The organism is Anaerobacillus sp. ABR4_321 (assembly GCF_056158505.1).
Map to the genome: position 1 here is coordinate 559,571 of NZ_JBSWTK010000001.1, position 13,280 is coordinate 572,850.

3 protein-coding genes, 10 tRNA genes and 6 rRNA genes are annotated in these 13,280 nt (G+C 50.5%); 1 reads left to right on the top strand and 18 read right to left on the bottom strand.

Features of this window, described 5'->3' with window-relative positions; genetic code table 11:
* Positions 1-15: 15 nt before the first annotated feature.
* Both ACXADT_RS03140 and ACXADT_RS03145 read right to left on the bottom strand, forming a co-directional pair.
* Complete coding sequence (locus ACXADT_RS03140) at positions 16-480, bottom strand: CtsR family transcriptional regulator (RefSeq protein ID WP_270182761.1); 465 nt, start codon at positions 478-480, stop codon at positions 16-18.
* 144 nt (positions 481-624) lie between these two features.
* A complete protein-coding gene (locus ACXADT_RS03145) occupies positions 625-1,338 on the bottom strand; it encodes an MgtC/SapB family protein (protein ID WP_270182760.1) in 714 nt (237 codons plus the stop codon).
* A gap of 107 nt (positions 1,339-1,445) precedes the next feature.
* Between ACXADT_RS03145 and ACXADT_RS03150 the strand changes: the two genes are divergently transcribed.
* Positions 1,446-1,829: a hypothetical protein gene (locus ACXADT_RS03150; RefSeq protein ID WP_474833200.1), complete on the top strand. Its 384-nt coding sequence runs from the start codon at positions 1,446-1,448 to the stop codon at positions 1,827-1,829.
* A gap of 317 nt (positions 1,830-2,146) precedes the next feature.
* Here the strand turns inward: ACXADT_RS03150 and rrf (ACXADT_RS03155) are convergent.
* The 16 genes from rrf (ACXADT_RS03155) to ACXADT_RS03230 form a co-directional block, all read right to left on the bottom strand.
* Positions 2,147-2,263: ribosomal RNA gene (gene rrf, locus ACXADT_RS03155) — 5S ribosomal RNA — on the bottom strand.
* A 111-nt stretch (positions 2,264-2,374) separates the two neighbouring features.
* Positions 2,375-5,304: ribosomal RNA gene (locus tag ACXADT_RS03160) — 23S ribosomal RNA — on the bottom strand.
* A gap of 213 nt (positions 5,305-5,517) precedes the next feature.
* A 16S ribosomal RNA gene (locus tag ACXADT_RS03165) occupies positions 5,518-7,067 on the bottom strand.
* 169 nt (positions 7,068-7,236) lie between these two features.
* Positions 7,237-7,312, bottom strand: a tRNA-Ala gene (locus ACXADT_RS03170).
* A gap of 10 nt (positions 7,313-7,322) precedes the next feature.
* Positions 7,323-7,399, bottom strand: a tRNA-Pro gene (locus ACXADT_RS03175).
* A gap of 16 nt (positions 7,400-7,415) precedes the next feature.
* Positions 7,416-7,492: transfer RNA gene (locus tag ACXADT_RS03180), tRNA-Arg, on the bottom strand.
* Between the two features lie 18 nt (positions 7,493-7,510).
* Positions 7,511-7,585: transfer RNA gene (locus ACXADT_RS03185), tRNA-Gly, on the bottom strand.
* 3 nt (positions 7,586-7,588) lie between these two features.
* Positions 7,589-7,673, bottom strand: a tRNA-Leu gene (locus ACXADT_RS03190).
* A 7-nt stretch (positions 7,674-7,680) separates the two neighbouring features.
* Positions 7,681-7,756: transfer RNA gene (locus ACXADT_RS03195), tRNA-Lys, on the bottom strand.
* A gap of 16 nt (positions 7,757-7,772) precedes the next feature.
* Positions 7,773-7,848, bottom strand: a tRNA-Thr gene (locus tag ACXADT_RS03200).
* A 49-nt stretch (positions 7,849-7,897) separates the two neighbouring features.
* Positions 7,898-7,973, bottom strand: a tRNA-Val gene (locus ACXADT_RS03205).
* Positions 7,974-7,982: 9 nt separating this feature from the next.
* A 5S ribosomal RNA gene (gene rrf, locus ACXADT_RS03210) occupies positions 7,983-8,099 on the bottom strand.
* A 56-nt stretch (positions 8,100-8,155) separates the two neighbouring features.
* A 23S ribosomal RNA gene (locus tag ACXADT_RS03215) occupies positions 8,156-11,085 on the bottom strand.
* Positions 11,086-11,243: 158 nt separating this feature from the next.
* A tRNA-Ala gene (locus ACXADT_RS03220) sits at positions 11,244-11,319 on the bottom strand.
* A 61-nt stretch (positions 11,320-11,380) separates the two neighbouring features.
* Positions 11,381-11,457, bottom strand: a tRNA-Ile gene (locus tag ACXADT_RS03225).
* 109 nt (positions 11,458-11,566) lie between these two features.
* Positions 11,567-13,116, bottom strand: a 16S ribosomal RNA gene (locus ACXADT_RS03230).
* Together the 16S, 23S and 5S rRNA genes with 10 tRNA genes alongside form the textbook arrangement of a ribosomal RNA operon.
* Positions 13,117-13,280 lie beyond the last annotated feature (164 nt).

Consider the following 13,280-nt stretch of genomic DNA (forward strand, 5'->3'; position numbering starts at 1 on the left):
ATTTGTACACAAATGCTATTGTTTATATTTTAGTGATGTCAGCATTGCACGCAGCATATTAGCTCTAAGGTGATCTCTCAGCGGCAACTCTATCGTAATGACTGTTCGATCGAGAACACTTAGCATTAACTTCGCTTCTCGTGCTGAAATAACCTCTTCTTCTAACAGCCTTAGAATAATATTTTCAGATACCGCCTGTGGCACTTGGGTCTTAATCATATTCAGCATGTCATCTATTAAATCTGCATGCGTCTCAGGCTTCACTTTTAATATTCTTATATAACCGCCTCCACCCCTTTTACTTTCCACAATATATCCTTTTTCAATCGTAAAGCGGGTGTTGATCACATAATTAATTTGAGAAGGAACACATTGAAACTTATCAGCAATCTCACTTCTTTTTATCTCAACAGCATCTCTACCTTCTACCATCAAGATTTTCTTAATGTATGCTTCAATTACATCGGAAACATTCCGCACATCGCTGCCTCCCTTCCGTCTCCAAACTGACTTTGACTATATTTGACGTTAAATACATTATAACGTTTTTTAAATGGATTGGAAAGTAACATGTCTCTTCAATTCTTTGCTTGAACCTTACCATCATTCCCATATATATGGCATTCATTCCTTGCAATTAATTCTTTTTATCTTCTCGATTTCTTTAAGGTGATCGACTAGTGTTGAGAGTTTCGTTGCATTATTTGTATTCACTAAGATTGAATACGTATAGATTTTCTTGTCTCCTTCATATCGCGCTTTTTTTGGATCATCCGTTTTCATTTCTAGAACACTTATATCCATTTCCTCTATCTTTTCTATGACAGACTTTAACGAAAGCCCCTCCTCAACAAAGAGATTCACCCAATGCTGTGACTTAGATAGGTAGAGCTTCTCGATTTTGCTTAAGAAAACGAGGCTCAATACAACGATCAGTGTAGTCAATATCGCCTCATAGATCATTCCTACTCCGACAACTAACCCTATACCAGCAACTACCCAAATCGATGCTGCAGTTGTTAGTCCTCTCACGGTCCAACCGTTTGCTAATATTGTTCCAGCACCTAAAAACCCTATACCACTTATGACATATGAGGGGATACGAGAAGGGTCAAAGTTAATATTAGCGTGAGTCTCATTATATTCTTCAAAACCATATAGAGATAATAGCATCATCAAACACGCTCCAACCCCAACAAGAATGTGAGTTCGAAAACCTGCTGGGTGCCTTTTAAACTCTCTCTCGATTCCTATAACTCCACTTAATACTGCTGCGATTAAAATCCGTATCGATATTGTATCGAAATTGTCTGCTAGTGTGATGTCGAATACTTCCATAATAGATCCCTTTCTCTGTTTTCTTTTGATGTATTTTACCCTTCTATTAGTGAAGTTTAACGTGGAATGTATTGAATGTTGCTTCGAACTGGGAGAGATTAGAAAGGATGCACTGGGTTTGTTTTAGGGTAGAATGCTGGAATGGGTTATTTGCGCTTTTAGGAAGGATATCAGCGATATTTTGGATTTATCGGCGATCGTTTGGTTTTATCAGCGAAGCGTTGTTTGTAACTTTTGATTTGTTAAAAGCACATTCAGATAAAACCTTTTGGGGCGTGAATTGGGGCGATATCCGCGAAATTTTCATTTTATCCGCGATAATCATGATATATCCGCGCTTTTCGATTTATATCCGCGAAACCGGGGCATTTATCCGCGATTCTGAGGACATATCCGCGAAACCACTTTCAGAAACCCCTGATGACTCAACACCACATTTAGACAAAACAAAAAAAGCCAGAGCCTTAAGCTCTGACTTCTCATTTGCCTAGCGACGTCCTACTCTTGCAGGGGGAGAGCCCCCAACTACCATCGGCGCGCGAGCTTAACTTCCGTGTTCTCATACGGGGCGCGATAAGCGGCGAACTTCTTCGTCAGCTGCGCGATGCTGGATCCTCATAGATCTCCGAATATCTACTCCGGTCCAGCCTCACTTGCTTCCTCGAATTTCTTGCTTCTCCCACCCCTACGAAGCTTTCGAAGATGCCCTTTTCTCTCTTCTCAATGAAGGTACTTACCTTACGGTCTCGCAATAAAAACCAAAAAAGCATACAAAAAAGCCAGAGCTCAATGCTCTGACTTCTCTCTTGCCTAGCGACGTCCTACTCTTGCAGGGGGAGAGCCCCCAACTACCATCGGCGCTGAAGAGCTTAACTTCCGTGTTCGGCATGGGAACGGGTGTGACCTCTTCGCCTTCATCACTAGACTTACAGGATGTAAGTCGTTCGATGTTCACCACAGGACGTGGTGGAACTTAATCGAACCTCTTTTCATTCCCTGAAAACTAGATAGCACGCAACATCGTATTCCAATTTTTTAGGTTAAGCCCTCGATCGATTAGTATTCGTCAGCTCCACGTGTCGCCACGCTTCCACCCCGAACCTATCAACCTCATCATCTCTGAGGGATCTTACCAGCTTGACGCTGTGGGAAATCTCATCTCGAGGGGGGCTTCATGCTTAGATGCTTTCAGCACTTATCCCTTCCACACGTAGCTACCCAGCTATGCTCCTGGCGGAACAACTGGTACACCAGCGGTGTGTCCATCCCGGTCCTCTCGTACTAAGGACAGCTCCTCTCAAATTTCCTGCGCCCGCGACGGATAGGGACCGAACTGTCTCACGACGTTCTGAACCCAGCTCGCGTACCGCTTTAATGGGCGAACAGCCCAACCCTTGGGACCTACTTCAGCCCCAGGATGCGATGAGCCGACATCGAGGTGCCAAACCTCCCCGTCGATGTGGACTCTTGGGGGAGATAAGCCTGTTATCCCCAGGGTAGCTTTTATCCGTTGAGCGATGGCCCTTCCATGCGGAACCACCGGATCACTAAGCCCGACTTTCGTCCCTGCTCGACTTGTAGGTCTCGCAGTCAAGCTCCCTTGTGCCTTTACACTCTGCGAATGATTTCCAACCATTCTGAGGGAACCTTTGGGCGCCTCCGTTACTCTTTAGGAGGCGACCGCCCCAGTCAAACTGCCCACCTGACACTGTCTCCGCACCGGATCACGGTGCTGGGTTAGAATGTCAGTACAGCCAGGGTAGTATCCCACCGACGCCTCCACCGAACCTAGCGGTCCGGCTTCTATGGCTCCTACCTATCCTGTACAAGCTGTACCAAAATCCAATATCAGGCTACAGTAAAGCTCCATGGGGTCTTTCCGTCCTGTCGCGGGTAACCTGCATCTTCACAGGTACTATAATTTCACCGGGTCTCTCGTTGAGACAGTATCCAAGTCGTTGCACCTTTCGTGCGGGTCGGAACTTACCCGACAAGGAATTTCGCTACCTTAGGACCGTTATAGTTACGGCCGCCGTTTACTGGGGCTTCGATTCAGAGCTTCTCCCGTAAGGGATAACCCCTCCTCTTAACCTTCCAGCACCGGGCAGGTGTCAGCCCCTATACATCGCCTTGCGGCTTGGCAGAGACCTGTGTTTTTGCTAAACAGTCGCTTGGATCTTTTCACTGCGGCTCCCCTGGGCTATTCACCCGAGGAAGCACCCCTTCTCCCGAAGTTACGGGGTCATTTTGCCGAGTTCCTTAACGAGAGTTCTCCCGATCGTCTTAGGATTCTCTCCTCGCCTACCTGTGTCGGTTTGCGGTACGGGCACCTCTTTCCTCACTAGAGGCTTTTCTTGGCAGTGTAGAATCAGGGACTTCGGTACTTAAATTCCCTCGCCATCACGACTCAGCATTCGCGGTGAACGGATTTGCCTATTCACCAGCCTAATCGCTTGGACGCGCATTTCCAGCAGCGCGCTCTCCCTATCTTTCTGCGTCCCCCCGTCGTTCAAACGGAAAGGAGGTGGTACAGGAATATCAACCTGTTATCCATCGCCTACGCCTTTCGGCCTCGGCTTAGGTCCCGACTAACCCTGAGCGGACGAGCCTTCCTCAGGAAACCTTGGGCTTTCGACGGACAAGATTCTCACTTGTCTTTCGCTACTCATACCGGCATTCTCACTTCTAAGCGCTCCACCAGTCCTTTCGGTCTGACTTCGCAGCCCTTAGAACGCTCTCCTACCATTGTCGTAAGACAATCCACAGCTTCGGTGATACGTTTAGCCCCGGTACATTTTCGGCGCAGCGTCACTCGACCAGTGAGCTATTACGCACTCTTTAAATGATGGCTGCTTCTAAGCCAACATCCTGGTTGTCTAAGCAACGCCACATCCTTTTCCACTTAACGTATACTTTGGGACCTTAGCTGGTGGTCTGGGCTGTTTCCCTCTCGACTACGGATCTTATCACTCGCAGTCTGACTCCCGCGGATAAATCGTTGGCATTCGGAGTTTGACTGGATTCGGTAATCCGGTAGGGACCCCTAGTCCAATCAGTGCTCTACCTCCAAGATTCTTGCCGCGAGGCTAGCCCTAAAGCTATTTCGGAGAGAACCAGCTATCTCCGGGTTCGATTGGCATTTCACCGCTACCCACACCTCATCCCCGCATTTTTCAACATGCGTGGGTTCGGGCCTCCATTCAGTGTTACCTGAACTTCACCCTGGACATGGGTAGATCACCCGGTTTCGGGTCTACGACCACGTACTCCTTCGCCCTATTCAGACTCGCTTTCGCTGCGGCTCCGCCTTCTCGGCTTAACCTTGCACGGGATCGTAACTCGCCGGTTCATTCTACAAAAGGCACGCTGTCACCCATTAACGGGCTCCAACTAGTTGTAGGCACACGGTTTCAGGTTCTCTTTCACTCCCCTTCCGGGGTGCTTTTCACCTTTCCCTCACGGTACTGGTTCACTATCGGTCACTAGAGAGTATTTAGCCTTGGGAGATGGTCCTCCCGGATTCCGACGGGGTTTCACGTGTCCCGCCGTACTCAGGATCCGTCTCGGAGGGCAGCGGATTTTGACTACAGGATTGTTACCTTCTCTGATGGACCTTTCCAGGTCGCTTCGTCTATCCGTGCCTTTGTAACTCCAATGAGACGTCCTACAACCCCAGAGGGCAAGCCCTCTGGTTTGGGCTGTTTCCGTTTCGCTCGCCGCTACTCAGGAAATCGCGATTGCTTTCTCTTCCTCCGGGTACTGAGATGTTTCAGTTCCCCGGGTATGCCTTTTACTTCCTATGTATTCAGAAGTAAATACCATCCCATTACGGATGGTGGGTTCCCCCATTCGGAAATCTCCGGATCAAAGCGTACTTACTGCTCCCCGAAGCATATCGGTGTTCGTCCCGTCCTTCATCGGCTTCTAGTGCCAAGGCATCCACCGTGCGCCCTTAGTAGCTTAACCTTAGATTTCGCTAGAAACAGTGTTCTAACGTCATCGATGCACATCGTTAGATGTGACTAACTAAGTTATAACGCAAAAAATAATAATTATTGGATGTCGTTGTTTGTGCTATCTAGTTTTCAAGGAACATGAAAGAATACAATCATTCTTTCAAAACTAAACGAAACGCTCATGCAAGTTTGGCAACCAATGTTGCCTCGTAATTCTCCATAGAAAGGAGGTGATCCAGCCGCACCTTCCGATACGGCTACCTTGTTACGACTTCACCCCAATCATTTGTCCCACCTTCGGCGGCTGGCTCCAAAAGGTTACCTCACCGACTTCGGGTGTTACAAACTCTCGTGGTGTGACGGGCGGTGTGTACAAGGCCCGGGAACGTATTCACCGCGGCATGCTGATCCGCGATTACTAGCAATTCCGGCTTCATGCAGGCGAGTTGCAGCCTGCAATCCGAACTGAGAACGGCTTTATGGGATTCGCTTCACCTCGCGGTGTCGCTGCCCTTTGTACCGTCCATTGTAGCACGTGTGTAGCCCAGGTCATAAGGGGCATGATGATTTGACGTCGTCCCCACCTTCCTCCGGTTTGTCACCGGCAGTCACCTTAGAGTGCCCAACTGAATGCTGGCAACTAAGATCAAGGGTTGCGCTCGTTGCGGGACTTAACCCAACATCTCACGACACGAGCTGACGACAACCATGCACCACCTGTCACTCTGTCCCCCGAAGGGGAACGTCCTATCTCTAGGAGTGGCAGAGGATGTCAAGACCTGGTAAGGTTCTTCGCGTTGCTTCGAATTAAACCACATGCTCCACTGCTTGTGCGGGCCCCCGTCAATTCCTTTGAGTTTCAACCTTGCGGTCGTACTCCCCAGGCGGAGTGCTTAATGTGTTAACTTCAGCACTGAGGGTGGAACCCCCCAACACCTAGCACTCATCGTTTACGGCGTGGACTACCAGGGTATCTAATCCTGTTTGCTCCCCACGCTTTCGCGCCTCAGCGTCAGTTACAGACCAGAGAGCCGCCTTCGCCACTGGTGTTCCTCCACATATCTACGCATTTCACCGCTACACGTGGAATTCCACTCTCCTCTTCTGCACTCAAGTCCCCCAGTTTCCAATGGCCCTCCACGGTTGAGCCGTGGGCTTTCACATCAGACTTAAGAGACCGCCTGCGCGCGCTTTACGCCCAATAATTCCGGACAACGCTTGCCACCTACGTATTACCGCGGCTGCTGGCACGTAGTTAGCCGTGGCTTTCTGGTTAGGTACCGTCAAGGTACCGCCCTATTCGAACGGTACTTGTTCTTCCCTAACAACAGAGCTTTACGACCCGAAGGCCTTCGTCACTCACGCGGCGTTGCTCCGTCAGACTTTCGTCCATTGCGGAAGATTCCCTACTGCTGCCTCCCGTAGGAGTCTGGGCCGTGTCTCAGTCCCAGTGTGGCCGATCACCCTCTCAGGTCGGCTACGCATCGTGGCCTTGGTAAGCCGTTACCTTACCAACTAGCTAATGCGCCGCGGGCCCATCCTACAGTGTTAGCCAAAGGCCAACTTTCAACGTTGCATCATGCGATGCTATGTATTACCCGGTATTAGCTCCGGTTTCCCGGAGTTATCCCAGTCTGTAGGGCAGGTTGCCCACGTGTTACTCACCCGTCCGCCGCTGAGAAATGGGAGCAAGCTCCCATTTCTCCGCTCGACTTGCATGTATTAGGCACGCCGCCAGCGTTCGTCCTGAGCCAGGATCAAACTCTCCGATAGAAAAGTTCAATCTAGCTTTAAAACAATGTTGTTTCCGTAGAAACAATTTCTTGCATGGCGTTTCGTTCAGTTTTCAAAGATCGATTTGTTTCTTTCAATGTCGTTTTCAGCGACTTTATTAATGTAACACATTAACTTGTTCGAAGTCAACAACTTTTTTGAAGAAATTTGGTGGAGCCTAGCGGGATCGAACCGCTGACCTCCTGCGTGCAAGGCAGGCGCTCTCCCAGCTGAGCTAAGGCCCCATTTTATAAGTGGTCGGGAAGACAGGATTTGAACCTGCGACCCCTTGGTCCCAAACCAAGTGCTCTGCCAAGCTGAGCTACTTCCCGACTATGTTATTAAAAATGGCGCGCCCGAGAGGAGTCGAACCCCTAACCTTCTGATCCGTAGTCAGACGCTCTATCCAATTGAGCTACGGGCGCAAATAAGTTTTATTAAAATGGAGCGGAAGACGGGATTCGAACCCGCGACCCCCACCTTGGCAAGGTGGTGTTCTACCACTGAACTACTTCCGCAATTGGTGCGGGTGAAGGGACTCGAACCCCCACGTCGTAAGACACTAGATCCTAAGTCTAGCGCGTCTGCCAATTCCGCCACACCCGCAAAAACATGGTGAGCCATGAAGGACTCGAACCTTCGACCCTCTGATTAAAAGTCAGATGCTCTACCAACTGAGCTAATGGCTCTTTTCCATAGAAAAGATGGTGCCGGCCAGAGGACTTGAACCCCCAACCTACTGATTACAAGTCAGTTGCTCTACCAATTGAGCTAGACCGGCAAATGGTTATGTAGTTTACTATTTGAGCCCTTCCGGGCAAAAAAATAAATGGTGGAGGATGACGGGCTCGAACCGCCGACCCTCTGCTTGTAAGGCAGATGCTCTCCCAGCTGAGCTAATCCTCCACTATCTAAGCCTAGCGACGTCCTACTCTTGCAGGGGGAGAGCCCCCAACTACCATCGGCGCTGAAGAGCTTAACTTCCGTGTTCGGCATGGGAACGGGTGTGACCTCTTCGCCTTCATCACTAGACTATTCAGGTATTCCCTGAAAACTAGATAGCACTCGCAACGTATTCCAATATGTTTTAGGTTAAGCCCTCGATCGATTAGTATTCGTCAGCTCCACGTGTCGCCACGCTTCCACCCCGAACCTATCAACCTCATCATCTCTGAGGGATCTTACCAGCTTGACGCTGTGGGAAATCTCATCTCGAGGGGGGCTTCATGCTTAGATGCTTTCAGCACTTATCCCTTCCACACGTAGCTACCCAGCTATGCTCCTGGCGGAACAACTGGTACACCAGCGGTGTGTCCATCCCGGTCCTCTCGTACTAAGGACAGCTCCTCTCAAATTTCCTGCGCCCGCGACGGATAGGGACCGAACTGTCTCACGACGTTCTGAACCCAGCTCGCGTACCGCTTTAATGGGCGAACAGCCCAACCCTTGGGACCTACTTCAGCCCCAGGATGCGATGAGCCGACATCGAGGTGCCAAACCTCCCCGTCGATGTGGACTCTTGGGGGAGATAAGCCTGTTATCCCCAGGGTAGCTTTTATCCGTTGAGCGATGGCCCTTCCATGCGGAACCACCGGATCACTAAGCCCGACTTTCGTCCCTGCTCGACTTGTAGGTCTCGCAGTCAAGCTCCCTTGTGCCTTTACACTCTGCGAATGATTTCCAACCATTCTGAGGGAACCTTTGGGCGCCTCCGTTACTCTTTAGGAGGCGACCGCCCCAGTCAAACTGCCCACCTGACACTGTCTCCGCACCGGATCACGGTGCTGGGTTAGAATGTCAGTACAGCCAGGGTAGTATCCCACCGACGCCTCCACCGAACCTAGCGGTCCGGCTTCTATGGCTCCTACCTATCCTGTACAAGCTGTACCAAAATCCAATATCAGGCTACAGTAAAGCTCCATGGGGTCTTTCCGTCCTGTCGCGGGTAACCTGCATCTTCACAGGTACTATAATTTCACCGGGTCTCTCGTTGAGACAGTATCCAAGTCGTTGCACCTTTCGTGCGGGTCGGAACTTACCCGACAAGGAATTTCGCTACCTTAGGACCGTTATAGTTACGGCCGCCGTTTACTGGGGCTTCGATTCAGAGCTTCTCCCGTAAGGGATAACCCCTCCTCTTAACCTTCCAGCACCGGGCAGGTGTCAGCCCCTATACATCGCCTTGCGGCTTGGCAGAGACCTGTGTTTTTGCTAAACAGTCGCTTGGATCTTTTCACTGCGGCTCCCCTGGGCTATTCACCCGAGGAAGCACCCCTTCTCCCGAAGTTACGGGGTCATTTTGCCGAGTTCCTTAACGAGAGTTCTCCCGATCGTCTTAGGATTCTCTCCTCGCCTACCTGTGTCGGTTTGCGGTACGGGCACCTCTTTCCTCACTAGAGGCTTTTCTTGGCAGTGTAGAATCAGGGACTTCGGTACTTAAATTCCCTCGCCATCACGACTCAGCATTCGCGGTGAACGGATTTGCCTATTCACCAGCCTAATCGCTTGGACGCGCATTTCCAGCAGCGCGCTCTCCCTATCTTTCTGCGTCCCCCCGTCGTTCAAACGGAAAGGAGGTGGTACAGGAATATCAACCTGTTATCCATCGCCTACGCCTTTCGGCCTCGGCTTAGGTCCCGACTAACCCTGAGCGGACGAGCCTTCCTCAGGAAACCTTGGGCTTTCGACGGACAAGATTCTCACTTGTCTTTCGCTACTCATACCGGCATTCTCACTTCTAAGCGCTCCACCAGTCCTTTCGGTCTGACTTCGCAGCCCTTAGAACGCTCTCCTACCATTGTCGTAAGACAATCCACAGCTTCGGTGATACGTTTAGCCCCGGTACATTTTCGGCGCAGCGTCACTCGACCAGTGAGCTATTACGCACTCTTTAAATGATGGCTGCTTCTAAGCCAACATCCTGGTTGTCTAAGCAACGCCACATCCTTTTCCACTTAACGTATACTTTGGGACCTTAGCTGGTGGTCTGGGCTGTTTCCCTCTCGACTACGGATCTTATCACTCGCAGTCTGACTCCCGCGGATAAATCGTTGGCATTCGGAGTTTGACTGGATTCGGTAATCCGGTAGGGACCCCTAGTCCAATCAGTGCTCTACCTCCAAGATTCTTGCCGCGAGGCTAGCCCTAAAGCTATTTCGGAGAGAACCAGCTATCTCCGGGTTCGATTGGCATTTCACCGCTACCCACACCTCATCCCCGCATTTTTCAACATGCGTGGGTTCGGGCCTCCATTCAGTGTTACCTGAACTTCACCCTGGACATGGGTAGATCACCCGGTTTCGGGTCTACGACCACGTACTCCTTCGCCCTATTCAGACTCGCTTTCGCTGCGGCTCCGCCTTCTCGGCTTAACCTTGCACGGGATCGTAACTCGCCGGTTCATTCTACAAAAGGCACGCTGTCACCCATTAACGGGCTCCAACTAGTTGTAGGCACACGGTTTCAGGTTCTCTTTCACTCCCCTTCCGGGGTGCTTTTCACCTTTCCCTCACGGTACTGGTTCACTATCGGTCACTAGAGAGTATTTAGCCTTGGGAGATGGTCCTCCCGGATTCCGACGGGGTTTCACGTGTCCCGCCGTACTCAGGATCCGTCTCGGAGGGCAGCGGATTTTGACTACAGGATTGTTACCTTCTCTGATGGACCTTTCCAGGTCGCTTCGTCTATCCGTGCCTTTGTAACTCCAATGAGACGTCCTACAACCCCAGAGGGCAAGCCCTCTGGTTTGGGCTGTTTCCGTTTCGCTCGCCGCTACTCAGGAAATCGCGATTGCTTTCTCTTCCTCCGGGTACTGAGATGTTTCAGTTCCCCGGGTATGCCTTTTACTTCCTATGTATTCAGAAGTAAATACCATCCCATTACGGATGGTGGGTTCCCCCATTCGGAAATCTCCGGATCAAAGCGTACTTACTGCTCCCCGAAGCATATCGGTGTTCGTCCCGTCCTTCATCGGCTTCTAGTGCCAAGGCATCCACCGTGCGCCCTTAGTAGCTTAACCTTAGATTTCGCTAGAAACAGTGTTCTAACGTCATCGATGCACATCGTTAGATGTGACTAACTAAGTTATAACGCAAAAAATAATAATTATTGGATGTCGTTGTTTGTGCTATCTAGTTTTCAAGGAACATTTTCCTTCTTTTATATAGAAGAAATAAATGGTGGAGCCTAGCGGGATCGAACCGCTGACCTCCTGCGTGCAAGGCAGGCGCTCTCCCAGCTGAGCTAAGGCCCCGTTTTTAAATGTAGGATAACATTATAACAAATCACAAAACATTTCGTCAATTTAGCTTTTATGGTGGGCCTGAGTGGACTCGAACCACCGACCTCACGCTTATCAGGCGTGCGCTCTAACCAGCTGAGCTACAGGCCCATAAAGGTTTGATTGACGATATTAAAGAAAGAATACAATCATTCTTTCAAAACTAAACGAAACGCTCATGCAAGTTTGGCAACCAATGTTGCCTCGTAATTCTCCATAGAAAGGAGGTGATCCAGCCGCACCTTCCGATACGGCTACCTTGTTACGACTTCACCCCAATCATTTGTCCCACCTTCGGCGGCTGGCTCCAAAAGGTTACCTCACCGACTTCGGGTGTTACAAACTCTCGTGGTGTGACGGGCGGTGTGTACAAGGCCCGGGAACGTATTCACCGCGGCATGCTGATCCGCGATTACTAGCAATTCCGGCTTCATGCAGGCGAGTTGCAGCCTGCAATCCGAACTGAGAACGGCTTTATGGGATTCGCTTCACCTCGCGGTGTCGCTGCCCTTTGTACCGTCCATTGTAGCACGTGTGTAGCCCAGGTCATAAGGGGCATGATGATTTGACGTCGTCCCCACCTTCCTCCGGTTTGTCACCGGCAGTCACCTTAGAGTGCCCAACTGAATGCTGGCAACTAAGATCAAGGGTTGCGCTCGTTGCGGGACTTAACCCAACATCTCACGACACGAGCTGACGACAACCATGCACCACCTGTCACTCTGTCCCCCGAAGGGGAACGTCCTATCTCTAGGAGTGGCAGAGGATGTCAAGACCTGGTAAGGTTCTTCGCGTTGCTTCGAATTAAACCACATGCTCCACTGCTTGTGCGGGCCCCCGTCAATTCCTTTGAGTTTCAACCTTGCGGTCGTACTCCCCAGGCGGAGTGCTTAATGTGTTAACTTCAGCACTGAGGGTGGAACCCCCCAACACCTAGCACTCATCGTTTACGGCGTGGACTACCAGGGTATCTAATCCTGTTTGCTCCCCACGCTTTCGCGCCTCAGCGTCAGTTACAGACCAGAGAGCCGCCTTCGCCACTGGTGTTCCTCCACATATCTACGCATTTCACCGCTACACGTGGAATTCCACTCTCCTCTTCTGCACTCAAGTCCCCCAGTTTCCAATGGCCCTCCACGGTTGAGCCGTGGGCTTTCACATCAGACTTAAGAGACCGCCTGCGCGCGCTTTACGCCCAATAATTCCGGACAACGCTTGCCACCTACGTATTACCGCGGCTGCTGGCACGTAGTTAGCCGTGGCTTTCTGGTTAGGTACCGTCAAGGTACCGCCCTATTCGAACGGTACTTGTTCTTCCCTAACAACAGAGCTTTACGACCCGAAGGCCTTCGTCACTCACGCGGCGTTGCTCCGTCAGACTTTCGTCCATTGCGGAAGATTCCCTACTGCTGCCTCCCGTAGGAGTCTGGGCCGTGTCTCAGTCCCAGTGTGGCCGATCACCCTCTCAGGTCGGCTACGCATCGTGGCCTTGGTAAGCCGTTACCTTACCAACTAGCTAATGCGCCGCGGGCCCATCCTACAGTGTTAGCCAAAGGCCAACTTTCAACGTTGCATCATGCGATGCTATGTATTACCCGGTATTAGCTCCGGTTTCCCGGAGTTATCCCAGTCTGTAGGGCAGGTTGCCCACGTGTTACTCACCCGTCCGCCGCTGAGAAATGGGAGCAAGCTCCCATTTCTCCGCTCGACTTGCATGTATTAGGCACGCCGCCAGCGTTCGTCCTGAGCCAGGATCAAACTCTCCGATAGAAAAGTTTAATCTAGCTTTAAAACAATGTTTGTTTCCGTAGAAACAATATCTTGCATGGCGTTTCGTTCAGTTTTCAAAGATCGATTTGTTTCTTTCAATGTCGTTTTCAGCGACTTTATTAATGTAACACATTAACTTGTCCGAAGTCAACATCTTTTTTGTT

Coding starts and splice junctions, on each gene's coding strand:
- ACXADT_RS03150 (WP_474833200.1), top strand. CDS start 1,446: ATGCACTGGGTTTGTTTTAGGGTAGAATGCTGGAATGGGTTATTTGCG.
- ACXADT_RS03145 (WP_270182760.1), bottom strand. CDS start 1,338: ATGGAAGTATTCGACATCACACTAGCAGACAATTTCGATACAATATCG.